Below are 19943 nucleotides of genomic sequence, written 5' to 3'. Positions count from 1 at the left end.
CACAACCCAGGGGCAGGGCTGTGGGTCTCCTGTGCGCACGCTTGATCGAATGCGTCATACGTTCTGTGGGGGGACGACTTGGAAGACGAACCGGAACCCGAGGGTGGTTCACCGGTGGCCGAGGAGACCGCGCCGCGGTCACGGCCGCGTCGGCGCGGGCGCACCGCCGCGCTTATCTGCACCGCCACCGTGCTGGGGTTGGTCGCCGGCACCTGCACCGGCTACCTCGTGCAGGCGGACCGGGAACCGACGAAGCTGCCGCCGCTGTCGCAGGCCGCGCTCGCGCGCGGTACGGGGAAGGCGCCGAAGCCGCTGTCCGTCGACCAGGACCGCCAGGTGCGCACCGAGGGTGACCTGCGCGACCTGTTGCTGAAGAAGCCGAGCGGGGCGGAGGAGGTCGACTGGCTGGAAGCCTCCGACGGCCGGCTGGACCTGGCGGGCTACGCCGGGACGTTCGGGGACCCGTCGCGTGAGTACGAGCACTTGCTGCACAGCGAGTTCCGCCGGGCCGCCGTCACCGGCTGGGAGGTCGACGGCGCGTACTCCGTGGAGATCCGGCTGATCCAGTACCGACAGGAGGAGGTCCTCGGCGCAGGCGGAGCCAGTGCGACCGGCCAGTACCACGCGGGCGAGGGAGGCGTCGACGACGGGGGGATCCCGGGCACGGGCGACGGGCGGGTGTATGTCTACGACCGGCCCGTCCCCGGCCTCGAGTCCGCGCCGTTTCCCTACCAGGCGGAAGCGCACGCCCGGCGGGGTGACATCGCCATGGAGATCTGGGTGAGCGGAGCCAAGCGGATCGAGAAGAAGATGATCACGAGTCTGGCCGAGCGGCAGATGGAGCGGCTGTGAACGAGAACCGCACCGGACGGATCGCGGCCGTCACCGGGTCACTCCTGCTGGCCGGTGCCGTCGTCGGTGCCGTCGCGTACACCGCCGTGGCCGTCGCGGACGCCGATCGGGAGCCGGGCACCCCTTCCTGGGCGCGTCCCGAACCCACCCGGGACCATCCGGCGGCGGCCGAACCGGGCGGTTTGGCCTCGGCCCTCGTGCCGTACGGGCCCGACGAGTGGACGCGCGGCCCCGACCTGGGGGAGTTCGGTTCGGACGCCGTGCTGAACGGCGCTCGGACGGCCGCGCTGCTCAAGGAGTCGCTGGCCGGACTGCCTCGGTCCGAGCGCAAGCAGCTGGAGAAGGAGATCGACCGCAGGCCCATCGAGGAGATGGCGATGCGCAGCTACGCCTTCAACGTGGATGAGCACATCAACGGCGTCGCCGCCACCATGAGCATCACTCTGGCCCGGATGAAGGACCCGGCCGCCGCGCGTGCCGTGACGGAGGGCCGGAGCGAGTTCATGAAGACCCTGGACGTCTTCCGTGCCGGACCCGAGATCGAGGGCTACAAGGACGCGGAGTGTTTCCGGACGCCCTCCGACGCGGGCGACGACGAGGGTCTCGACTCGGTGTACTGCTCGGCCTCCGTGGCGAACATCACCGTCAACGCGACCGCCGAGGGACTGTGGCCGATCGACGCCGAGGCCGCCGCCGCGCTGTTCAAGGACCAGTTGGACCGGATCATCGAACCCGGGGAGTCCGTGTGACCGAGCAGATCACCCCGTCGGCACCCGTCCCGCCGGTGCCCGCGCTGCCGCCCCTGCCGGATGCCCCGCCGCCCGGCGCCCCGACCTCGCCGGGCCGGGACCGCCGGGCCCTGCGTGCCGTGCTGCGCTGGACCGCGGCCGTCGTCGTCTTCGCGGCGGTCGGGTCGGCCACGGCGTACGGCGTCACGCGGATGGACCGGACGGACGTGCCCGGGCTCGCGACCGCGTCGGACGGGCGCTGGTCCTACCCGACGCTCACCGCGGCGCCGCTGCCGTCCGGCAGCCCGGGGCCGTTCGACGAGAAGAACGCGGCCGGTGCCCACTACGCCGATCTGCGGGACCTGCTCCTGCCGGTGCCCGAGGGGGCGACGGCGGACCGGGGGCTGCGCGGCGACGACGGTTGGCTGCGGACGGAGGCCTTCCTCGCGGAGTACCGGGAGGAGGCCGACCGTGACGCGCTGCGGCTACAGATCGTCGACGCGGGGCTGCGGCACATCGCCGCCCGCGGCTGGACCGCCGCCGACGGGACGCACACGCGGATCTACCTGCTCCAGTTCGGCACGGCGGCCGCGGTGGACGATCTGATCACCATGCAGCTGGCGCCCTACGACAGTCCGGCCTACGCCGTGCGAGACACGGAAACGGTGGGGCCCGACGAGGAGTTCCCGGAGGCTGCCGAGTCCGACGACGTGCTCACCTCCGTCTATGCCGAGACCGAGCCCTACGGCGATGAACAGGTCCGCGAGGCATACCTCGGCGCCGGCGACGTTCTGGCGGTGGTGCTGCACAGTCGAGCGGGCGGGGCGGAGAAGGTGCCCTTCCAGCAGACCGTGGCCCTTCAGACCCGGCTGCTCCTGTGACCGCTCAACGGACTAGGGCCTCGGTGGCACCCTCCAGCCGGGTGCGCCACCGCCGGGGCCGGGCCTGGTGCTTCGGCGCGGGCCGGGGCGGGTGCCCCGGATGGAACGGCGGCATCGCGAAGCCGGGGGAGAGGGGAGCCCGCTCCTGTCGCGGCGCGAGCCGCTGCGCCCGCCTGCACTCCTCGTAGGGCAGTCCGCCGTCGTACGTCATCACTCGTGCTCCTTGCGCTGGTGCTGGCGCAGCAGGACGTTCGCGTCCGTCACCGCGCTGTGGTCGAACGCCGCCCGCGCGGCCTCCCGCCGGTCGGCCAGCCAGGCGCAGGCGTCGCAGCCGGGGACCGGCAGGGGCGGCCGCTCCCACCCGCCGGGGGCCGGGGGCGTGGCGAGGGTGCGGTCGTTCGCGGCGCGCAGGCTCGCCCCGAGGCGCTCGCGGTCGGTCGCCGGGCGCAGTGCGGCCGGTTCCGCCTCCCATTCCCGGCCGCCGCCGAGGGGCCGGAGCATCAGGCGCGCCCCGCTGCGGCCCCGGTACTCACCGACCCTGGCGGCGGCGGTGTCGTAGAGCACCGCGCCGGGCTCGTAGGTGGCCGGTTCTGTTCTCACGGGTCCGCTCCCTTACGTCAACGTCTGTACGGAATGCGACAGTTGCCCTACTCTGCGTAGCGGTGGGCAATACGAGCATGTCCCATGCCGGGGGTCGCCAAGCCCGGAACGGCCGCTAGTGCCACAACGGGCGCTCCAAATTCCACAAATTCCACAGCCGGGAGGGGTGCGGTGCCGCAGCGGAGGGCGATCACGGGTCGCAGTCAGGAACCGAGGGCGCGGTTCGCGGAGGAGCTGCGGCTGCTCCGGCAGGGGCGGGGCGTGTCCCTGCGGGGCGTCGCGGAGGTGGTGGGCTGGGACGCGTCCCAGTTCGGAAAGATGGAGAACGGCCACACGCTGGGCGGCCCGGAGATCGTGGAGGCGCTGGACCAGTACTACGGCACGGGCGGAATGCTGCTCACGCTGTGGGAGCTGGCGGTGGCCGATCCCACGCAGTTCCGCGAGCAGTATCGGCGGTACATGATCCTGGAGGCCGAGGCGATCAGCCTGTGGCACTACGCGGTGAGCGCGCCGCCGGGTCTGCTCCAGACCGCCGGGTACGCGCGCGAGGCGCTTGCCGTGGGCTGGCTCAAGGGACCTGAACTGGAGCAGCAGGTCGAGGCCCGCCTCGGTCGTCGGCAGCTGCTGGACGGGGAGGCCCCACCGCCGTTTCGCGTCATCCTCTCCGAGGCGGTGCTGCGCACGTCGCTGCGCGACGTCGAGGCGTGGCGAGAGCAACTGGCCCACTTGGCCGAGATGGCCGAGCGCCCGAGCATCACCCTCCAGGTGCTGCCGTTCCGTGCGGGCCCGCACGGCCTCATGAACACCGCGGTGAAATTCCTGCGGCTGCCGAACGGCCGCGTGGTCGCCTACACGGAGAACGACCTGCGCGGTGAACTGGTGGAGGAAAACGCCTCAGTTGAGCTGCTGCAACGTAGGTACGATGCGATGCGTGACTTGGCGCTGTCGCCCGCCGAGTCGCGCGAGTTCATCCTGCGGACGTTGGAGGAAGCGCCATGCGAGTCGTCGATCTGAGCGCCGTCTCTTGGCGTAAGAGCAGCTACAGCAACACGAGCGGCGGCGACTGCGTCGAGGTCGCCCCCGGCCTCCCCCTCGTCCCGGTCCGGGACAGCAAGGACCCCGCCCGCGGAGCCCTCCTCTTCGCCGCGCCCGCGTGGGGCGCCTTCCTGGACGGAGTCCGGCGAGAGGAGCCGGGGCGGGCCGCGTAAGCTGAGGCCGGCCCTGTTTATGCCCCCCGCTCAAGGAGCACCCCGTGGAGATCTTCTTCGAAGCCCTGCTGGTCCTGGTCTGCGTCGGCGTTCTCGCCTTCGCCGGTCTGACCGTGAAGAAGCTGTACCAGGGCCAGCGCTGATCACCGACGCCAGGAAGTACCGCTCATGATCGAGATCCCGTCCGACCTGCACAAGGACCTTGTCCCGCTCGTCTTCCTGCTGGGTGACTGGGCCGGCGCGGGCGTGCACGACTTCCCCGGCGCCGAGAAGTGCAACTTCGGCCAGGAAGTCTCCTTCACCCACGACGGCCGGGACTTCCTGGAGTACCAGTCGCACACCTGGGTGCTGGACAACGACGGCAACAAGGTCCGTCCCCTGGAGTCCGAGCACGGCTTCTGGCGCATCGACGCGCACCGCAAGGTCGAGGTCACGATGACCCGCGACGACGGCGTCATCGAGATCTGGTACGGCGAGCTGGCCGACCAGAAGCCCCAGATCGACCTGGTCACGGACGCGGTCGCCCGCACCGCGGCGTCCCGTCCCTACACCGGCGGCAAGCGGCTGTACGGCTACGTCAAGAGCGACCTGATGTGGGTCGGCGAGAAGCAGACCCCCGAGGTCGAGCTGCGCCCCTACATGTCGGCGCACCTGAAGAAGGTCGTCACCCCGGAGGACGTCGAGCGCTGGGCCAAGGCCCTGCCCGACGACATGCCGGACGACGGGATCGCTTTCTTCAAGTAGTCCTAGACTCGTGGTGTGGTGAGCACCGACTGGAAGAGCGACCTCAGGCAGCGTGGCTACCGGCTGACCCCCCAGCGGCAGCTGGTGCTCGAAGCCGTCGACACGCTGGAGCATGCGACCCCGGACGACATCCTCGGCGAGGTGCGCAAGACCGCGTCGGGGGTCAACATCTCCACCGTGTACCGCACGCTGGAGCTGCTGGAGGAGCTGGGGCTGGTCAGCCACGCCCACCTCGGGCACGGTGCGCCCACCTACCACCTGGCCGACCGGCACCACCACATCCACCTGGTCTGCCGGGACTGCACCAACGTGATCGAGGCCGACCTGTCGGTGGCCGCCGACTTCACCGCCAAGCTGCGCGAGCAGTTCGGCTTCGACACCGACATGAAGCACTTCGCGATCTTCGGCCGGTGCGAGAGCTGTTCCCTGAAGGGTTCAACTACCGACTCGTAGGCGACTCGTAAGCGAGTCGTAGGCTGGGGCGTATGAAGAGCCCCCTGCTGTCCCTGCCCGGCGCCGTTCCCGCCGAGGGGGTGGACGAAGGCGTCGCCGCCCACTACGGCGACCTGTTCCGCGAGCAGCGTGCCCTCGCCGACGGCACCGGCTTCGTCGACCTCTCCCACCGCGGTGTCGTCACCGTCACGGGCGAGGACCGGCTGAGCTGGCTGCACCTGCTGCTCACCCAGCACGTCAGCGACCTGCCGGCCGGCCAGGCCACCGAGGCGCTGATCCTCTCCGCGAACGGCCACATCGAACACGCCCTGTACCTCGTCGACGACGGCACGACCGTCTGGGCCCACGTCGAGCCCGGCAGCCAGGAGGCGCTCATCGCCTACCTGGAGTCGATGAAGTTCTTCTACCGGGTCGAGGTCGCCGACCGCACCGCCGACACCGCCGTCGTGCACCTGCCGGCCGGGTCGATCGCCCCGGCCCCCGACTCCGTGGCCGTCCGCGAGACGCCGTACGGGCGTGATCTCTTCCTGCCGAGGGAGGAGCTGGAGGCGTTCGCCGCCCAGGCCGGGCCCGCGGCCGGGCTCCTCGCCCACGAGGCGCTGCGGGTCGAGCAGCACCGCCCCCGCCTCGGCTTCGAGACCGACCACCGCACCATCCCGCACGAGCTGGGCTGGATCGGTACGGCCGTGCACCTCCAGAAGGGCTGCTACCGCGGGCAGGAGACCGTCGCCCGGGTGCAGAACCTCGGCAAGCCGCCGCGCCGGCTGGTCTTCCTGCACCTGGACGGCAGCGAGGTCCACCTGCCGCCGAACGGGGCGGAGATCCGCCTCGCGGACGACGGGCCCGACGGCCGGAAGGTCGGGTTCGTCACCACGTCCGCGCGCCACCACGAGCTGGGCCCGGTCGCCCTCGCCCTGGTGAAGCGGAACGTGCCGGTGGACGCCCGGCTGATGGCCGAGGAGACGGCGGCCGCGCAGGAGACCGTCGTCGAGCCGTAGGGGCCGTCTCAGACCTGGCCTCAGACCCCGCCTCAGACCTCGACGAGCACGGTGAACGGGCCGTCGTTGGTCAGCGACACCCGCATCCGCGCGCCGAAACGTCCCGTCGCCACGGTCGCGCCCAGCGCGCGCAGCCGGGCGACGACCTCGTCGACCAGCGGTTCGGCGACGTCGCCGGGCGCGGCGGCGTTCCAGGTGGGGCGGCGGCCCTTGCGGGCGTCGCCGTACAGCGTGAACTGGCTGATCACCAGCAGCGGGGCGTCGAGGTCGCTGCACGACTTCTCGTCGTGCAGGACCCGCAGCGACCACAGCTTGCGGGCCAGCTGCGCCGCCTTCTCCCCGGTGTCGTCGTGGGTGACGCCGACCAGGACGCACAGGCCCTCGCCGTCGATCGCGCCCACGGTCTCGCCGTCCACGACGACGCTCGCGCCGTCCACCCTCTGCACCACTGCACGCATCCCGTCATGATGCCGTGCGCCCCCAGGGGGTCGGGGGGCGGGGCCGTAGGGGGTTTCTTTTCGCTGCGAACCCCCCATCCGGGGCCGATCGGGGCCGATCGGGGGCACTCGGTCACATAGCGGCCACTTGGGGTGGCACGATGCTCCCAGGCGCCGGGCGAGGGGACGGTTGAGGCACATGAGCACACCGAGTACGGGGCGGTCGTTCGGGACCGCCGCGTTGACATCTCCGAGTGGCCGGAGCGGCCCGAGCGGTCCGGGTGGTCTGGAGACGCCCCGGCCGCCCGTGCAGCGCACGCACAGCCCGGAGCTGCCGGCGGACCCTCCGGAGCGGGACCTGACCGCGCTGAGCCTGCCGGAGCTGCGCACGCTGCGCCGGGACGCCCAGCGCGAGGAGGCCGACCTCAGCTATGTACGGCGGCTGCTGCAAGGCCGTATCGACATCCTGCGCGCGGAGCTGGCGGGGCGCGGGCCGGCCTCGTCGTCGTCCGTGGTCACCGCGGCGACCGGGTCGGTGGTGGAGCGGCTGTCGGAGATCCTCGCCGACGCGCCGGCCCGCCAGCGTTCCTCCGCCCGGCATGTGACGCTGGGCACCCCGCGCAGCGAGGAGTGCCGACGGCTGGCCGCGGAGATGCTGGGCGAGGTGGAGCTGTCCGACCTGACGGCCCGCACCGACGTCGAGCTGACCGCCGGGATGGGGCGGCTCGTGCGCTACGAGCAGCAGGTCTCCCGGAGGCGGCAGCGGCTCCAGCGCACGGCGGACGGCTGCGGCGCGGAGATCGCGCGCCGGTACCGTGAGGGGGAAGCACAAGTCGACGACCTGCTCGTGTGACACGGGGGCGGCCATCCGCGCCGCCTCCGGGGCCCGGTGATCCCGGGCCGTCGCCGCGGGGGGTCGCCCGTTCCGGAAGGCCACCGCCGATGCCCGCGCCCCAGCCCTCGCAACCGTCGCACAGCAACCAGACCGCGCCCACGTCCGCCCTCTCGCCCGTCGTGCCGCCCGTCCTCGCCGAGGTCGTCCGGTCCGGCTTCGTCGAGGGGCGGCACCGCGGCAGCCTGGTGGTGCTGGGCGCCGACGGGGCGGTGGAGCTGGCGCTGGGCGACGTGACGGCGCCGGTCTTCCCCCGCTCCTCCAACAAGCCGATGCAGGCGGCGGGCGTCCTGCGGGCCGGTCTCGACCTCGCGGGGGAGCGGCTGGCGCTGGCCGCCGCGAGCCACTCCGGAGAACCGTTTCACCGGGACCTGGTCCGCAAGATGCTGGACGAGTACAGCCTCGACCCGGCGCTGCTCCAGTGCCCGCCCGACCTGCCGCTGGACACCGAGGAGCGGGAGACGTACCTGGCGTCGGGCGCCGCGGCGGACCGCGTCACCATGAACTGCTCCGGCAAGCACACCGCGATGCTGGCGGTCTGCGCGCAGCAGGGCTGGCCGCTGGAGAGCTACCTCGACCCGGAGCACCCGCTCCAGCGGATCATCCACCGGGTGGTGGAGGACGCGGCGGGCGAGCCGGTCGCCGCGGTCGGCACCGACGGCTGCGGGGCGCCGCTGATGGCGATCAGCCTGGTCGGGCTGGCCCGCGCCTTCCGCTCCTTCGTCGCCGCCGAGCCCGGTTCGGCCGAGCGCCGGGTCGCCGACGCGATGCGCGCCCACCCCGAGTACGTCGCCGGCAGCCGCCGCGCGGACACCTGGCTGATGCGCGAGGTGCCCGGCACGCTCTCCAAGATGGGCGCGGAGGCCGTCCAGGCGGTGGCCCTGCCCGACGGCCGCGCCCTCGCCTTCAAGATCGAGGACGGGGCGGCCCGGGCCCTGGGCCCGGTGCTGTCCCGCGCCCTGACCCTGCTGGGCGTGCAGGGTCCGGTCGTCGACCGCATCGGCCGCGCGCCGCTGCTGGGCGCCGGCCGGGAGGTGGGGGAGATCCGGGCGTCCTTCTGACGTCCACGGCCCCCGGGTTTATCCCCGCGACGCGGGTGGGGGCGTCGTCCTACCGTGAGCGTATGAGCCGCCGTACCGAGATAGACGTACGCCCCATCACCGAGGTCGAGTTCCCGGACTGGAACCGGGCCATGAACACCGGGTTCCTGCAACCGCCCGCCGTGGCCGAGGAGCAGCTGGAGGCGCGGCGCCGGCAGTTCGTGCCCGGCCGGTCGCTCGGTGCCTTCGACGGCGACCGGTGCGTGGCGACCTTCCGGTCCTTCGACCAGGAGCTGACGGCGGTCGGCGGCGCCCCCGTCCGGGCCGACGCGGTCTCCAACGTCACCGTCACCGCGACCCACCGCCGCCGCGGCCTGCTCACCCGGATGATGGCGCAGGACCTGGCCGCGGCGAAGGAGCGCGGGGACGTCGTCGCCACGCTGATCGCGGCGGAGTACCGGATCTACGGCCGGTACGGCTTCGGCCCCGCCACCACCATGACCGAGTGGACGGTCGACGTGCCGCGCGCCGGTCTCGACCCGCGCTGGGCGGCACCGGAGTGCGGCGGCCGGATCGACCTCGTGGACGGCGCGGACGTCCGCAAGCTCGGCCCCGAGCTGCACGAGCGGCTGCGCCGGGCCCAGCCGGGCGCGGTCAGCCGGGCCGAGCTGTGGTGGCAGGCCCGGACCGGGGTCGTGCACATGAACGGCACGCCCTGGACCGAGCCGTACTACGCCCTGTACCGGGCGGCGGACGGCGAGGTCGAGGGCCTGGCCTCGTACCGCGCCGACGAGCACTGGGGCGACGCCAAGCAGCCGCTGATCACGGCGACCGTGGACTGGCTGCTCGCCGTGACCCCGGCCGCCGAGCGCGCGCTGTGGCACTACCTGTGCTCGATCGACTGGGTCCAGACGGTGAAGAGCGGCTGGCGCTCCCCGGACGACCTGCTCCCCGGCCTCCTGCCGGACCCGCGCGCCGCCCGCGTCACCACGCAGGCCGACTGGCTGTGGGTGCGGATCCTGGACGTCGCCGGGGCGCTCACGGCGCGGACGTACGAGGGGCAGGGGTCGGTGGTGCTCGACGTGGTGGACCGGGCAGGGCTCACCGGAGGGCGGTGGCGGCTGGCGGCGGGCCCGGACGGGTCGTCCTGCGTGCCGACCACCGAGAGCGCCCATCTCGTGCTCGACGTGGCGGAGCTGGCGGCGCTGTGGCTGGGCGACGCCTCGGCCGTACGGCTGGCGGCGCTCGGCCGGGTGCGGGAAGAACGAGCGGGCGCCGCCCGTGTGGTCGACGCCCTGCTGCGTACGTCCAGGCGGCCATGGTGCCCGGACATGTTCTGAGGTGGCTCCCTTCCGCCGGTGCCGGTGGACCTGCGCATCCGTAGCGCGTGTGCTCTTCAGTTGCGGTTGTGGTTGTGGTTGTGGTTGTGGTGCCTACCGGCCGGCCGGGCTCCCGGCTCCCCTCCGGAGTGGAGCCCGGCCGTCGGTACGTCGGTTCAGCCGGACTGGGCGAGCAGCATCACGAGGATCACCGCGCCCACACCGCCGATCATGGTGTTCTTCGCCTTGATGCCGATGGACAGCGCGACGAACGCGATGATGCCCATCGGCCCGTACTTCCATTGCACGAGCTGCTCGAACCCGATGGCCAGAGCCGCGACGACGATGGCGATGAGCGGCATGGTGGTCCCCCTGTCACCGTGGTGGCCAACCCCCGCGAGGCTCGACCACGTTGCTCAAGTTGGCTGCCAACTTAACCTTACTCATGTCCATGTGGAAGAGGTTCGTAACCACCTTTCAATGAACAGCCCAAGGATGGCGGGAAGTTGTGGTGTTTGGTCGTCTCCCTCGGCCTTGCCCTCGGTGAGTCGCCGCGTCGGCTCTTGGCGGGACGGCTGGAACCGGCCAAGATCGAGCGACTCTCCTGGTCGCGGTCACAGCGCGGGACCCGCGACGAGGAGGGCCAGCAGCACCGCTCCGGCGGAGCTGACGGTAGGGCTCTTGGCCTTGATGCCTATGGCGAGCAGAAGCAGACCGACGATGCCGGCGGCGCCGTACCGCCACTGGACGATCTGCTCGAAGGCGATGACGAAGACCGCGGAGACGAGGCCGAGGACGGGCATGATCTCCCCCTTTGGGGTGTTCGGGCGGCCGGAAGCTCTCAGGGTCACGCCGTCAGAGAGGTAAACTTCCGCCAACCGGGAAAAGTTGGCAACCAACTATACTTAAGTTGTTCCCACTTGGTCTCCATCTATAAACAAGTTTCAATCAACTCCCGGTAGGTAGGTCGAAGTTGTAACGTTTGGTCGTGACTCAGGAGAACGTGTCCGTGAACGGCAGCAGAAGGCTCTCGTCCCAGGAAATCGCCGAGGCCCTGCGGGAACGGATCCGCGGGGGCGACCTCAAGGCGGGCGACCGCCTGCCCACCCAGGCCGAGCTGGCCGAGGAGTTCGGCGTGGAGCGCGGCACCGTCCGCCAGGCCCTGCGCGCGCTCCAGGAGGACGGCCTGCTCACCAACGTCAGCAAGGGCAGCCCGCCCCGCATCGCCGAGCCCGCACCCGCCCGGGGCGATCTCCCGCAGCGGACGATGCAGGCTCTGGGGCCCCGCCTGACGGAGGCGTTCTCGGCGCCGCATGTGCGGGTCGACGTCGTGTGTCACACCTCGGAGACGCTGGGGCTCGCGCTCAGTGAGCCGCTCCGCCTGATCCAGGAGGGGCGTCTCCGTCCGGAGAGCATCGAATTCCGGCTCCTGGTCCCGGCGGAGGACATCGAGCTGGCCTTCCCCGTCCTGGTCGAGCGCGAGGAGGGTGATCCGGTACACCGGCGCTGGCTCGAGATGCGCAACGCGCAGGCCCGCGTCCTCCGCCACAACCTGCGGGCCGTCGGCTCCACCCACCGCATCGACGTGCGGGTCGCCTTCCGCTCCCTGCCGTTCACCCCGCCGACGAAGCTCTACCTGCTCAACGGTGAGGAGGCCCTGCACGGCTACTACATCCTGACCCGGCGCGCGGAGGAGTACGAGGGCCGGGCGCTGGAGATGTACGACGCGCTCGGCTTCGAGTCGCTGCTGTTCTCGTTCCTGAAGCGGTCCGGTCACCGGGACGCGGTGTTCGTGGAGGAGGCACAGAAGTGGTTCGACGCCCTCTGGGAAACCGTCGCCACGGAGATGACACTCTCCTAGTGACTTCCGATACGGAGCAGAAGACGGAACCGGTGAGCGAGCGGGACGAGCAGCCCGAGCAGTCCGAGTACGAGAAGTCCGAGGGCCTGCGGGAGTTGGTCCTGGGCGCCCGGGTCGTCCTGTGGGACTTCGACGGGCCCCTCTGCAGACTGTTCGCGGGCTACTCGGCCGACCGGGTGGCGGGCGAACTGGTGGCCTGGATGGAGGCACTGGGGCTCAAGGGACTGCTGACCGAGGAGGAGCAGGCCCACCCCGACCTGCACGTTCTGCTCGGTGCCTTCGATCGCAGGCGCCACCAGAGCGACCTGGTCGCCTCCTTCGAGGAACGGCTGACCCGCGAGGAGCTGCGCGCCGTGCCCACCGCATGGCCGACCCCCTACGCCGACCCTCTGATCCGCACCTGGTCCGCGCTCGGCGTCGGTCTCGCGGTCACGAGCAACAACTCGCCCCGCGTGGTGAGCGAGTACCTGGCGTCCCGGGGCCTGCTGGGCTGCTTCGCCCCCCACGTCTACGGCCGCACCCATGACTTGCACCTGCTCAAGCCGGACCCGTACTGCCTCAACCGCGCCCTCGACGCGATGGGCGTCGCGCCCGCGCAGGCCCTGATGGTCGGCGACTCCGCCTCGGACCTGACCGCCGCCCGCCGGGCCGGCGTGCCCTTCCTGGGCTACGGCCACAACGAACGCAAGACGACGATCCTGAACCAGGCGGGCGCGCACACGGTCGTGCACTCCCTGGAGCCGGTCCTGCGGCTGCTGTGGGAAGCGGCCGGGCCTCGGAAGTAGCTTCCGGAGTCAATCGCAGACCGACAACGCGCCGACGGCCCCCAGGACGGGGAGGTACGAGGCCACCACCGCGTCCGCGCCCCCTTGCGCCATCCGCAGCGCGCGTCCCGCTCGGCGGGTGAGTCCGAGGAAGCCGGTCCCGGCCGACCTGGCGGCATCGAGATCGGTGAGCTGGTCACCGATGAGCAGGCAGTCGGAGGCGGGCAGGGCCAGGTGGCGCAGGGCCCGGTGCACGCAGTCCGGATGGGGCTTCATGAGCCGCGCGTCGTGGGGTGACCGGCCGAAGACCCCGTCGAACTTCGGCGTCAGTCCGAGACGGACGAGGTACTCCCTGATCGGCCCCTCCGCGTTGTTGCTGACCACGGTCAGGCGCTTGCCGTGGTCGAGCAGCAGGTCCACCAGGGCGTGCAGGTGCGGTGTGGGGAGCGCGGTGCGCACGGCCTGCCGCTCCAGGGCGGTGACATCGGCCTCGGCGCGTTCCAGCGGGAGGGCGCTGGGCCTGGGGACGGATCGCTCGTACATCTCCCTGAGGGGACGCAGGACGCCGTGGGAGTCGTCACACTGCTCGACCGCGGAGTCCAGCGGCCCCCAGTACCGCCGGGCCGTCCGCTTGATCCGCTCCGCCACGGCCGCTGTGGGGGAACCCGCGAACAGATCGCAGACGGGGCCGTCGAAGTCGAACAGCACCGCGCGGGCGGACCCGAACGCGCGCAGCAGTGCGGCCGGTTCGCCGAAGGCCACCCGGCCGAGGTCCGTGTCGGTCATCGCGGCAGTCTCCCGTACGGGGCGCGAACAAGCCATCGCGACACGGGGGTTCGGAGTAGGGTGACGCACCCTGTCACCGCACCGGCTCCTCCAGGTTGAGCGGAGCACAGAGAATGACACCGTCCCAGAAGTCCACGGCCCGCCCGCGGGCCGCCGAGGTCAGCGGCGACCAGCGGGCGGTCGAGGGCCCGCTCGGCAGTTTCCATCATGAGACGTACGTGATACCGCTGCCCGGCGCGGCGGGTGCCGCGGGCGCGGCCCGCTGGAAGTGCCGGGAGCCGCGGAGCGACCTGCTCTGGTTCGACCGCCGGTGCTTCGTGTCGGAGGAGCAGCTGCTGTGCGCCCTCCAGGGCCGCATCACCGGCCTACCGGACCTCTTCGAGCTCGACGGGCTGCTGCCCCTGCAGCGGTTCGTCGAGGGCCGCACCCTCGGATCGCTGTACGGGGCCGGCCGGGCGGTGCCCGACCGGTTCACACGGCAGATCCTGCGGCTCTTCGGCGAGATGGCGGCCGTGACGTCGCGGACCCTTCCGGTGGCCAGACGGTGCCGGGCCGAGGACCGGCCGCCGGACGGCGACACCGACGGCTTCATGGAACGGCTCGTCTGCTTCACCGAGCAGCGCGTCTACGCGCAGAACCTGCCGCGGTTCGGCTCCCTCTTCGCGGCACTCGGGCTGGACGACGACGTCTTCACGCGGCTGCGCAAGCACGTCGCCGGGCTCCGGGGGCGGCCGTTCTGCCTGCTCCACGCCGATCTGCACCGCGAGAACCTCGTCGTGGACGCGGACCGGCGGCTGTGGACCATCGACTGGGAACTGGCGATGGTCGGCGACCCGCTCTACGACCTGGCCACCCACCTGCACCTGATGCGCTACCCGTCCCGGCAGCGTCCCCGGGTGGCGGAGGCGTGGGGGCGCACGGTCGAGGCCGTGCGCCCCGGCGGCTCGTACGGCTGGCGGCAGGACCTGGAACGGATCCTCGGCTACAAGCGGGCCCAGTCCGTCTTCACCGACGTCATCCGTGAAGCCACCTCGCTGGGGCGGCAGGCCCGGTCGCCCGGTCCCGGCGTACGGCTCGCGGCCGCCAGGCTGCACGGCATCCTGGCCGACGCCGCCCCGCCCCTCGGGCTCGAGTCGGTGCCCGACGCGGCGGCGATCGGCGCCGCCCTCAGGCGGTGGAGCCGCGCCCACGCGGACGAAGGGCCCCCGCCGGACACCCTCTAGGCTCGCCCCATGAACGCCCCCGGTCTGCGCGAGCGCAAGAAGCAGCGGATGTTCCGGACCCTGTCGGACATCGCCGTCGAACTCTTCCTGGAGAAGGGCTTCGACGCGGTGTCCGTCGCGGAGGTGGCGGCCGCGGCCGAGGTCTCCAAGCCGACGCTCTTCCGGTACTTCCCCGCCAAGGAGGACCTGGTCCTGCACCGCATCGCCGACCACGAGGACGAGGCCGCCCGGGTGGCCGTTCAGGGGCCCGAGCCGATCGACGCGCTGCGGCGGCACTTCCTGGCGGGGCTCGACCGGTGCGACCCGGTGACCGGGCTCAACGACCACCCCGCCGTCCTCGCCTTCCACCGGCTGCTCTACGGCACCCCCGCCCTGGTCGCCCGGATGCACACCCAGCTGGAGCGGTCCGAGGCGGCGCTCGCCGAGGCGCTCGGCGGTGGCCTGGCGGCCAGGCTGGCGGCCGGGCAGATCATCGCCGTGCAGCGGATTCTCGCGCTGGAGAACTGGCGGCGGATCTCCGGCGGGGAACGGGTGGAGGACGTGCGGGCCGACGCGGTGGCGGCGGCGGAGCGGGCGTTCGCCGGACTGGAGGCCGGGCTGGCGGCGGGACTGGGGACGGGGCCGCCCCGATCCACAACGGAGTAAAAAATGTAACTCGGTAACGTCAGGCGGCTATGCTTGCCGGAATGACGTCGACCGACACCGCCCTCCAGCGCGCCCTCGACCGTGAACGCGCCCACCACGACCGCTGCCGGACCGTCCTCGCCGCGATGGTCGAGGGCGCCCAGGAACACGTCGTCACCGGGGAGGACGTCTCCGCCTCCGGTGCCGACGCCGAGGTCCTCGGGCACCGGCTGCGCAGCCGGGCCAAGGAGATGCGCGAGCTGCCCGAGGGCCCGCTGTTCTTCGGACGGCTCGACTTCGCCGAGGGGGAGGAGACCGGGCGGGCGCTGCACATCGGGCGGCTGCGGATCACCGAGCACCCGGCCGCCCAGCCCCTCGTCGTCGACTGGCGCGCCCCCGTCTCCCGCGCCTTCTACCAGGCCACCGCGGGCGATCCTCGAGGCGTGGCCGTCCGCCGCCGCTTCGGATGGGCGCCGGGCAGCCGCGGCGACCGGGCCGACCTCACCGGCATGGAGGACGAACACCTCGGCCGGGGCGAGTCCCGGGCCAGCGCCATCGTCGCGCGGGAGATCGAACGGCCCCGCGTCGGACCCATGCGGGACATCGCCGCCACCATCCAGCCCGAGCAGGACGACCTGGTCCGCGCCGGCCTCGGCACCACCGTCTGCGTCCAGGGCGCCCCGGGCACCGGCAAGACCGCCGTCGGCCTGCACCGGGCCGCCTACCTGCTCTACACCCACCCGCAGCGCATCCAGCGAGGCGGACTGCTGATCCTCGGCCCCAACCCGACCTTCCTCTCCTACATCGCCGAAGTGCTCCCCGCCCTCGGCGAGAGCGGCGTACGGCAGTCCACGCTCGCCCGGGAGATCGCCCGGCACCCCGTCACCCGTACCGACGACGCGCGGGCCGCCGCGCTCAAGCACGACGCCCGGACGGCCGAGGTGCTGCGCCGCGCCCTCTACGCGCGCGTGGACCCCGGCGCCGCGGGCGACCTCGCCGTACCGGACGGCTCCTACCGCTGGCGCGTCCCGGCCGAGGTGCTGGCCCGCATCGTCGCGGACGTACGCCGGGAGCAGCCGCCGTACACCGTCGGGCGCGAGCGGGTCAGGGCCCGCATTGTGCGGTACGTCCGGGAGCGGGCCGAGCGGCGCGCCGGGCCGCGGACCGACGCCTGGCTGCGCCGGGTCGAACGGGCCCGGCCGGTCGGTGCGGCCCTGGACGCGGTATGGCCCCGGGTGCGCCCGGAGGAGGTGCTCGCGCCGCTGCTCGGCGACCCGGGCGCACTGGCGCGGGCGGCCGACGGTGTGCTGGACGACGACGAGCAGCGGGCCCTGCTGTGGACGGGGCGGCCCCCGCGGTCGTGGAAGTCGGCGCGCTGGTCCGCCGCCGACCTGGTCCTGCTCGACGAGGTCGCCGGACTCCTGGAACACCCCGAGGGCTACGGCCACATCGTCGTCGACGAGGCCCAGGACCTCTCCCCGATGGAGTGCCGGGCCATCGCCCGCCGCTCCGCCTTCGGTTCGCTCACCGTCCTCGGCGACCTCGCCCAGGGGACCACGCCGTGGGCCGCGCGCTCCTGGCGGACCGTCCTCGCCCACCTGGGCCGCCCGGACGCGGCCGTGGTGCCGCTGACCACCGGGTTCCGGGTGCCGAAGAAGGTCGTGGGCCTCGCCAACCGGCTGCTGGAGCGGCTCGGCGTGGACGTGCCCCCGGCCCGTTCGCTGCGCGGCGACGGCGAGCTGACGCTGCGCGCGTGCGCGCCGGACGCCGTGCCGGAGACGGTGGTGGACGCCGTACGGCAGGCACTCGCCCGGGAGGGGTCGGTCGGCGTCGTCGCCGCCGACCCGGACGTGCCCGGCCTGCGGGCGGCCCTCGACGCGGCCGGCGTCGCGGCGGCGGGGCCCGAGGCGCTGGGCGCCCGGGTGGCCGTCGTACCGGCGAGCGTGGTCAAGGGCCTGGAGTACGACCACGTCGTCGCCGTCGAACCGGCGGCGATCGCGGCGGCGGAGGGACCCGGCGGGCGGGGCCTGCACCGGCTCTACGTGGTGCTCACCCGCGCGGTGTCCCGGCTGGACGTGGTGCACGGGCGGCCGCTGCCGTTCTGAGGCCCGGTGGGCGTCCCGGCCGCCGTCGGCACCGCGCCGGAGGCGGACGGGGGCGGTCGGGGGCGGTCGGGCTTCAGGCCGCCAGGCGGGTGCCGCGGCGCCAGACGGCGCGCGTGTTGAGGGTGTCGCCGATGTCGCGGGTCGGATCGCCGTCGACCAGCAGCAGGTCGGCGCGTAGTCCCTCGGCGACGCGGCCCCGGTCGCCGAGGCGGAAGCGCCGGGCCGTGGTCGCCGTGGCCGCGCGCAGCGCCCGCGAGGGCGTGAGGCCGGCCGCCACGAGGTACTGCAACTCGTGGTGCAGGCTGGCTCCGTGGGCCAGGCCGCCGAAGAACGTCTCGGGCATGGAGACGTCGGTCCCGGCCAGCACGTCGACGCCGGCGGCGTCCAGGGCGCGGACGGTGGCGTAGACGTCCTCGAGGCTGCCCTGCGGGTAGCGGTTGTAGCTGGACCGCAGGGTCCGGTCCCAGTCCTCGTCGAGGCGGGCGGCGACCCGGGGGTCGTCGGCGAGTTCGCCGCCGGTGATGCCCATCATCGAGGCGTTGAGGGTGATGCAGGGGATGACGAACATGCCCGCGTCCCGGACGAGGTCGATGATCTCGGCGGTGTGCGGCCGGTCCATGAACACGTGGGTGAGGCCGTCGACGCCCGCCTCCGCGGCCATCCGGGTGGCCTCCACGGTCAGCGCGTGGGCCACGGTGAGGGCGCCGTACTTCCTGGCCTCGGCGACACCGGCGTTCAGGGTGGCCCGGTCGAGCGAGGGCAGCCCGGGGTGTCCCTCCACGGTGCCGTCATCGATCATGAACTTGATGAAGTCCGAACCCCGGGCGAGGAGTTGCGGCACGTAGGCGGCGGCTTCCGCCGGGGTCGTGGAGAACGGCATCAGCGGCATCACCGGCGGGAGGTCCCACTTCGGCCGGAACCCCTCGGGCATCAGCTCGCTCGGGTGACCGCCGGGCGGGGTGATGGCGAACCCGGAGGAGCGCACGTCGGCCACGGTGTCGTCGTCGGTGATGGCCCCGCGGTTCTCCCGGGTGTTCATCCCCTGCATCTCCAGCTCGGTCGTCACCCCGAACCGCAGGGCGAGCGCCAGGGAGCCCGGGGCGGAGTGGACGTGGGCGTCGATCAGCCCCGGGAGCAGGGTGGCTCCGCTGCCGTCGACGACCTCGCAGTCCCGGGGGACCTCGCCGCCGACGCGGGCGATCCTGGTGCCGTCGATGACCACGGTCCGTACGCCTACGGTCTTCTCCCCGTCGAATACCTGCGCGTCGGTGATCGCGGTGAGTGCCATGGCAGTCCGCCTCGTTTCCTGGCTCGTTCACATTTACATACCCGATGCTATGGAGTTGTGGTGAGGTATGCAAATGCGGGCGGGCGGCCTAGACTCGGGGCATGAGCAGCGCGTCTTCCTCCGGCCGGACCGCCGACGACCCGGTGCTGGACCAGATCGGCCCGGCGCTGTCGCGTCTGCGGCGGCGCACACCCGCCTCGGCCAAGGACCTCTCCCGCAACCTGGTCCTCAACGTGATCGCCGACGCGCCGGGCGAGACGACCGTCGGCGGCCTCGCGGCCGAGATGGGCGTCGCCCAGCCGGTGGCCAGCCGGACCGTCGCCGCCTGCATCGAGGACGGGCTGCTGCGCCGGGCGGCGTCCCAGTCCGACGGGCGCCGTACCGTGCTCGAACTCACCGAGCACGGCGAGGCCGAACGCCGCCGGTTCGCCGCCGAGCAGCGGGAGGCGTTCCACGAGATCACCGCCGCCTGGACACCCCAGGAGCGCCTCCAGTTCGCCCACCTCCTGGTCCGCTACGGCACCGACGCCGCCACCTGGTCCAGGAGGCGGGCGGGGGGCCGCGACTGAGCGGTCCCGTCTCGGCAGACGTGGGCCATCGCGAGGCGGTGACCTGAGCGGCGGACTGCTGCGGCTACGTGTTGCCGCTGCCGTGGTGGGCGTGCCAGGGGCGCCTGCGGGCTTCGAGTTCGGTTCGTGGGGAGGGTTCGCCCCGCTTGCTGGTGCCGAGTCGGCCGGACCGGATCTCGGTTCCCCAGGAGATGCGCAGGCCGGATGTCACTGCTGCTCCCCGGTGAGGAAGTGCCGGACGTGGGCCGCCAGGGAAGCCATCTGCTCGCCCGCCTCCAGCCAGGTGGTCACCGAGGCCGTCCAGCCGCCGGCGGCCCGTGGCCAGGGCCGCAAGGTCCAGGTCGGTCCGACGTGGCCGCCGGAACGGAAGACGGCCGACACGGTCAGGTCCCGGTCGTTGGTCTGCCAGCCGCGTTCGCCGTCCCATCCCCGGTAGTCCGCGGCGAGCGCATCCAGGAACGTGGTGAGATCGCGGTCCCAGATCCAGGCGACGACCTCGTCGACGCGGGCGGCCAGGCCCGGGGCCCGCAGCTCGACGGCATAGTGCACGCTAGGCGGCGTCGCGTTCGGC

At 72.7% G+C, this 19943-nt stretch carries 26 protein-coding genes; 17 read left to right on the top strand and 9 right to left on the bottom strand.

The features are described from left to right. The first annotated feature begins 114 nt into the window (after window positions 1-114). The 3 genes from ACIRGB_RS16730 to ACIRGB_RS16720 are packed head-to-tail and all read left to right on the top strand — an operon-like array spanning window position 115 to window position 2461. Complete coding sequence (locus ACIRGB_RS16730; RefSeq protein WP_403864707.1) at window positions 115-852, top strand: hypothetical protein; 738 nt, start codon at window positions 115-117, stop codon at window positions 850-852. Then, window positions 849-1601, top strand: a complete 753-nt coding sequence (locus ACIRGB_RS16725) for a hypothetical protein (protein WP_403864704.1) — start codon at window positions 849-851, stop codon at window positions 1599-1601. The genes ACIRGB_RS16730 and ACIRGB_RS16725 overlap by 4 nt, the downstream gene beginning before the upstream one ends. Then, entirely contained in the window at window positions 1598-2461 is an 864-nt protein-coding gene (locus ACIRGB_RS16720; RefSeq protein WP_403864701.1) for a hypothetical protein, read from the top strand. Before ACIRGB_RS16725 ends, ACIRGB_RS16720 begins: the two co-directional genes overlap by 4 nt. 4 nt (window positions 2462-2465) lie before the next feature. Here ACIRGB_RS16720 and ACIRGB_RS16715 read toward each other — a convergent pair whose 3' ends face one another. Further along, on the bottom strand, window positions 2466-2672 hold the full coding sequence (locus ACIRGB_RS16715; RefSeq protein WP_403864698.1) for a hypothetical protein: 207 nt from the start codon (window positions 2670-2672) through the stop codon (window positions 2466-2468). Continuing rightward, on the bottom strand, window positions 2672-3061 hold the full coding sequence (locus ACIRGB_RS16710) for a hypothetical protein (protein WP_403864695.1): 390 nt from the start codon (window positions 3059-3061) through the stop codon (window positions 2672-2674). Before ACIRGB_RS16710 ends, ACIRGB_RS16715 begins: the two co-directional genes overlap by 1 nt. A gap of 171 nt (window positions 3062-3232) precedes the next feature. Here ACIRGB_RS16710 and ACIRGB_RS16705 point away from each other — a divergent pair, with 171 nt between their 5' ends. The 5 genes from ACIRGB_RS16705 (at window position 3233) to ACIRGB_RS16685 (ending at window position 6464) form a co-directional block, all read left to right on the top strand. Beyond that, window positions 3233-4075 carry a helix-turn-helix domain-containing protein gene (locus ACIRGB_RS16705; RefSeq protein ID WP_403864692.1) on the top strand — a complete coding sequence of 281 codons (843 nt, stop codon included), beginning with the start codon at window positions 3233-3235 and terminating at the stop codon, window positions 4073-4075. Next, entirely contained in the window at window positions 4057-4269 is a 213-nt protein-coding gene (locus ACIRGB_RS16700) for a DUF397 domain-containing protein (protein ID WP_403864689.1), read from the top strand. The genes ACIRGB_RS16705 and ACIRGB_RS16700 overlap by 19 nt, the downstream gene beginning before the upstream one ends. A 168-nt stretch (window positions 4270-4437) precedes the next feature. After that, window positions 4438-5013, top strand: coding sequence for an FABP family protein (locus ACIRGB_RS16695; RefSeq protein ID WP_403864687.1), 576 nt, complete (start codon window positions 4438-4440; stop codon window positions 5011-5013). A gap of 15 nt (window positions 5014-5028) precedes the next feature. Next, a complete protein-coding gene (locus ACIRGB_RS16690; RefSeq protein ID WP_123625074.1) occupies window positions 5029-5466 on the top strand; it encodes a transcriptional repressor in 438 nt (145 codons plus the stop codon). Between the two features lie 32 nt (window positions 5467-5498). After that, on the top strand, window positions 5499-6464 hold the full coding sequence (locus ACIRGB_RS16685; RefSeq protein ID WP_403864684.1) for a YgfZ/GcvT domain-containing protein: 966 nt from the start codon (window positions 5499-5501) through the stop codon (window positions 6462-6464). Between the two features lie 32 nt (window positions 6465-6496). Here ACIRGB_RS16685 and dtd read toward each other — a convergent pair whose 3' ends face one another. Then, window positions 6497-6922 carry a D-aminoacyl-tRNA deacylase gene (gene dtd / locus ACIRGB_RS16680; protein ID WP_403864681.1) on the bottom strand — a complete coding sequence of 142 codons (426 nt, stop codon included), beginning with the start codon at window positions 6920-6922 and terminating at the stop codon, window positions 6497-6499. Between the two features lie 178 nt (window positions 6923-7100). Between dtd and ACIRGB_RS16675 the strand changes: the two genes are divergently transcribed. The 3 genes from ACIRGB_RS16675 (at window position 7101) to ACIRGB_RS16665 (ending at window position 10173) form a co-directional block, all read left to right on the top strand. Further along, a complete protein-coding gene (locus ACIRGB_RS16675; protein WP_403864678.1) occupies window positions 7101-7754 on the top strand; it encodes an aerial mycelium formation protein in 654 nt (217 codons plus the stop codon). A gap of 89 nt (window positions 7755-7843) precedes the next feature. Further along, on the top strand, window positions 7844-8854 hold the full coding sequence (locus ACIRGB_RS16670; RefSeq protein WP_403864675.1) for an asparaginase: 1011 nt from the start codon (window positions 7844-7846) through the stop codon (window positions 8852-8854). Between the two features lie 62 nt (window positions 8855-8916). After that, a complete protein-coding gene (locus tag ACIRGB_RS16665) occupies window positions 8917-10173 on the top strand; it encodes a GNAT family N-acetyltransferase (RefSeq protein WP_403864672.1) in 1257 nt (418 codons plus the stop codon). Between the two features lie 155 nt (window positions 10174-10328). Here ACIRGB_RS16665 and ACIRGB_RS16660 read toward each other — a convergent pair whose 3' ends face one another. Then, window positions 10329-10514 (bottom strand): hypothetical protein, encoded by a 186-nt coding sequence (locus ACIRGB_RS16660; protein WP_003974784.1) that lies wholly within the window; start codon window positions 10512-10514, stop codon window positions 10329-10331. A 252-nt stretch (window positions 10515-10766) separates the two neighbouring features. Further along, window positions 10767-10955, bottom strand: a complete 189-nt coding sequence (locus ACIRGB_RS16655) for a hypothetical protein (protein ID WP_403864668.1) — start codon at window positions 10953-10955, stop codon at window positions 10767-10769. Between the two features lie 179 nt (window positions 10956-11134). On the opposite strand from ACIRGB_RS16655, the gene ACIRGB_RS16650 reads away from it, so the two are divergent. Then, window positions 11135-12013, top strand: a complete 879-nt coding sequence (locus ACIRGB_RS16650; RefSeq protein ID WP_403864665.1) for a winged helix-turn-helix domain-containing protein — start codon at window positions 11135-11137, stop codon at window positions 12011-12013. Beyond that, on the top strand, window positions 12013-12798 hold the full coding sequence (locus ACIRGB_RS16645) for an HAD family hydrolase (protein WP_403864662.1): 786 nt from the start codon (window positions 12013-12015) through the stop codon (window positions 12796-12798). The genes ACIRGB_RS16650 and ACIRGB_RS16645 overlap by 1 nt, the downstream gene beginning before the upstream one ends. 9 nt (window positions 12799-12807) lie before the next feature. On the opposite strand, the gene ACIRGB_RS16640 is transcribed toward ACIRGB_RS16645, so the two are convergent. Then, window positions 12808-13563: an HAD family hydrolase gene (locus ACIRGB_RS16640; RefSeq protein ID WP_403864659.1), complete on the bottom strand. Its 756-nt coding sequence runs from the start codon at window positions 13561-13563 to the stop codon at window positions 12808-12810. A gap of 113 nt (window positions 13564-13676) precedes the next feature. Between ACIRGB_RS16640 and ACIRGB_RS16635 the strand changes: the two genes are divergently transcribed. The 3 genes from ACIRGB_RS16635 to ACIRGB_RS16625 are packed head-to-tail and all read left to right on the top strand — an operon-like array spanning window position 13677 to window position 17515. Next, on the top strand, window positions 13677-14786 hold the full coding sequence (locus ACIRGB_RS16635; protein WP_403864656.1) for a phosphotransferase: 1110 nt from the start codon (window positions 13677-13679) through the stop codon (window positions 14784-14786). Between the two features lie 9 nt (window positions 14787-14795). Then, window positions 14796-15431 carry a TetR family transcriptional regulator gene (locus tag ACIRGB_RS16630; protein ID WP_403864653.1) on the top strand — a complete coding sequence of 212 codons (636 nt, stop codon included), beginning with the start codon at window positions 14796-14798 and terminating at the stop codon, window positions 15429-15431. A 41-nt stretch (window positions 15432-15472) separates the two neighbouring features. After that, window positions 15473-17515 (top strand): HelD family protein, encoded by a 2043-nt coding sequence (locus tag ACIRGB_RS16625; protein WP_403864650.1) that lies wholly within the window; start codon window positions 15473-15475, stop codon window positions 17513-17515. Between the two features lie 73 nt (window positions 17516-17588). Here ACIRGB_RS16625 and ACIRGB_RS16620 read toward each other — a convergent pair whose 3' ends face one another. Continuing rightward, window positions 17589-18803: an amidohydrolase family protein gene (locus ACIRGB_RS16620; RefSeq protein WP_403864647.1), complete on the bottom strand. Its 1215-nt coding sequence runs from the start codon at window positions 18801-18803 to the stop codon at window positions 17589-17591. 101 nt (window positions 18804-18904) lie between these two features. Between ACIRGB_RS16620 and ACIRGB_RS16615 the strand changes: the two genes are divergently transcribed. After that, window positions 18905-19372 carry a MarR family winged helix-turn-helix transcriptional regulator gene (locus ACIRGB_RS16615; RefSeq protein ID WP_403864644.1) on the top strand — a complete coding sequence of 156 codons (468 nt, stop codon included), beginning with the start codon at window positions 18905-18907 and terminating at the stop codon, window positions 19370-19372. A gap of 64 nt (window positions 19373-19436) precedes the next feature. Here ACIRGB_RS16615 and ACIRGB_RS16610 read toward each other — a convergent pair whose 3' ends face one another. Both ACIRGB_RS16610 and ACIRGB_RS16605 read right to left on the bottom strand, forming a co-directional pair. After that, on the bottom strand, window positions 19437-19583 hold the full coding sequence (locus tag ACIRGB_RS16610) for a hypothetical protein (RefSeq protein ID WP_403864641.1): 147 nt from the start codon (window positions 19581-19583) through the stop codon (window positions 19437-19439). Further along, window positions 19580-19921: a DUF6228 family protein gene (locus tag ACIRGB_RS16605; RefSeq protein ID WP_403864638.1), complete on the bottom strand. Its 342-nt coding sequence runs from the start codon at window positions 19919-19921 to the stop codon at window positions 19580-19582. Before ACIRGB_RS16605 ends, ACIRGB_RS16610 begins: the two co-directional genes overlap by 4 nt. Window positions 19922-19943: the final 22 nt, after the last annotated feature.

The organism is Streptomyces sp. NPDC102490 (assembly GCF_044765285.1).
Lineage (GTDB): Bacteria > Actinomycetota > Actinomycetes > Streptomycetales > Streptomycetaceae > Streptomyces.
The sequence above is the reverse complement of the archived record's forward strand: the minus strand, read 5'-3'. Positions and strand labels throughout refer to the sequence as shown.

Coding starts and splice junctions, on each gene's coding strand:
- ACIRGB_RS16715 (WP_403864698.1), bottom strand. CDS start 2,672: ATGACGTACGACGGCGGACTGCCCTACGAGGAGTGCAGGCGGGCGCAG.
- ACIRGB_RS16700 (WP_403864689.1), top strand. CDS start 4,057: ATGCGAGTCGTCGATCTGAGCGCCGTCTCTTGGCGTAAGAGCAGCTAC.
- ACIRGB_RS16695 (WP_403864687.1), top strand. CDS start 4,438: ATGATCGAGATCCCGTCCGACCTGCACAAGGACCTTGTCCCGCTCGTC.
- ACIRGB_RS16685 (WP_403864684.1), top strand. CDS start 5,499: ATGAAGAGCCCCCTGCTGTCCCTGCCCGGCGCCGTTCCCGCCGAGGGG.
- dtd (WP_403864681.1), bottom strand. CDS start 6,922: ATGCGTGCAGTGGTGCAGAGGGTGGACGGCGCGAGCGTCGTCGTGGAC.
- ACIRGB_RS16675 (WP_403864678.1), top strand. CDS start 7,101: ATGAGCACACCGAGTACGGGGCGGTCGTTCGGGACCGCCGCGTTGACA.
- ACIRGB_RS16670 (WP_403864675.1), top strand. CDS start 7,844: ATGCCCGCGCCCCAGCCCTCGCAACCGTCGCACAGCAACCAGACCGCG.
- ACIRGB_RS16665 (WP_403864672.1), top strand. CDS start 8,917: ATGAGCCGCCGTACCGAGATAGACGTACGCCCCATCACCGAGGTCGAG.
- ACIRGB_RS16660 (WP_003974784.1), bottom strand. CDS start 10,514: ATGCCGCTCATCGCCATCGTCGTCGCGGCTCTGGCCATCGGGTTCGAG.
- ACIRGB_RS16655 (WP_403864668.1), bottom strand. CDS start 10,955: ATGCCCGTCCTCGGCCTCGTCTCCGCGGTCTTCGTCATCGCCTTCGAG.
- ACIRGB_RS16640 (WP_403864659.1), bottom strand. CDS start 13,563: ATGACCGACACGGACCTCGGCCGGGTGGCCTTCGGCGAACCGGCCGCA.
- ACIRGB_RS16635 (WP_403864656.1), top strand. CDS start 13,677: ATGACACCGTCCCAGAAGTCCACGGCCCGCCCGCGGGCCGCCGAGGTC.
- ACIRGB_RS16630 (WP_403864653.1), top strand. CDS start 14,796: ATGAACGCCCCCGGTCTGCGCGAGCGCAAGAAGCAGCGGATGTTCCGG.
- ACIRGB_RS16625 (WP_403864650.1), top strand. CDS start 15,473: ATGACGTCGACCGACACCGCCCTCCAGCGCGCCCTCGACCGTGAACGC.
- ACIRGB_RS16620 (WP_403864647.1), bottom strand. CDS start 18,803: ATGGCACTCACCGCGATCACCGACGCGCAGGTATTCGACGGGGAGAAG.
- ACIRGB_RS16615 (WP_403864644.1), top strand. CDS start 18,905: ATGAGCAGCGCGTCTTCCTCCGGCCGGACCGCCGACGACCCGGTGCTG.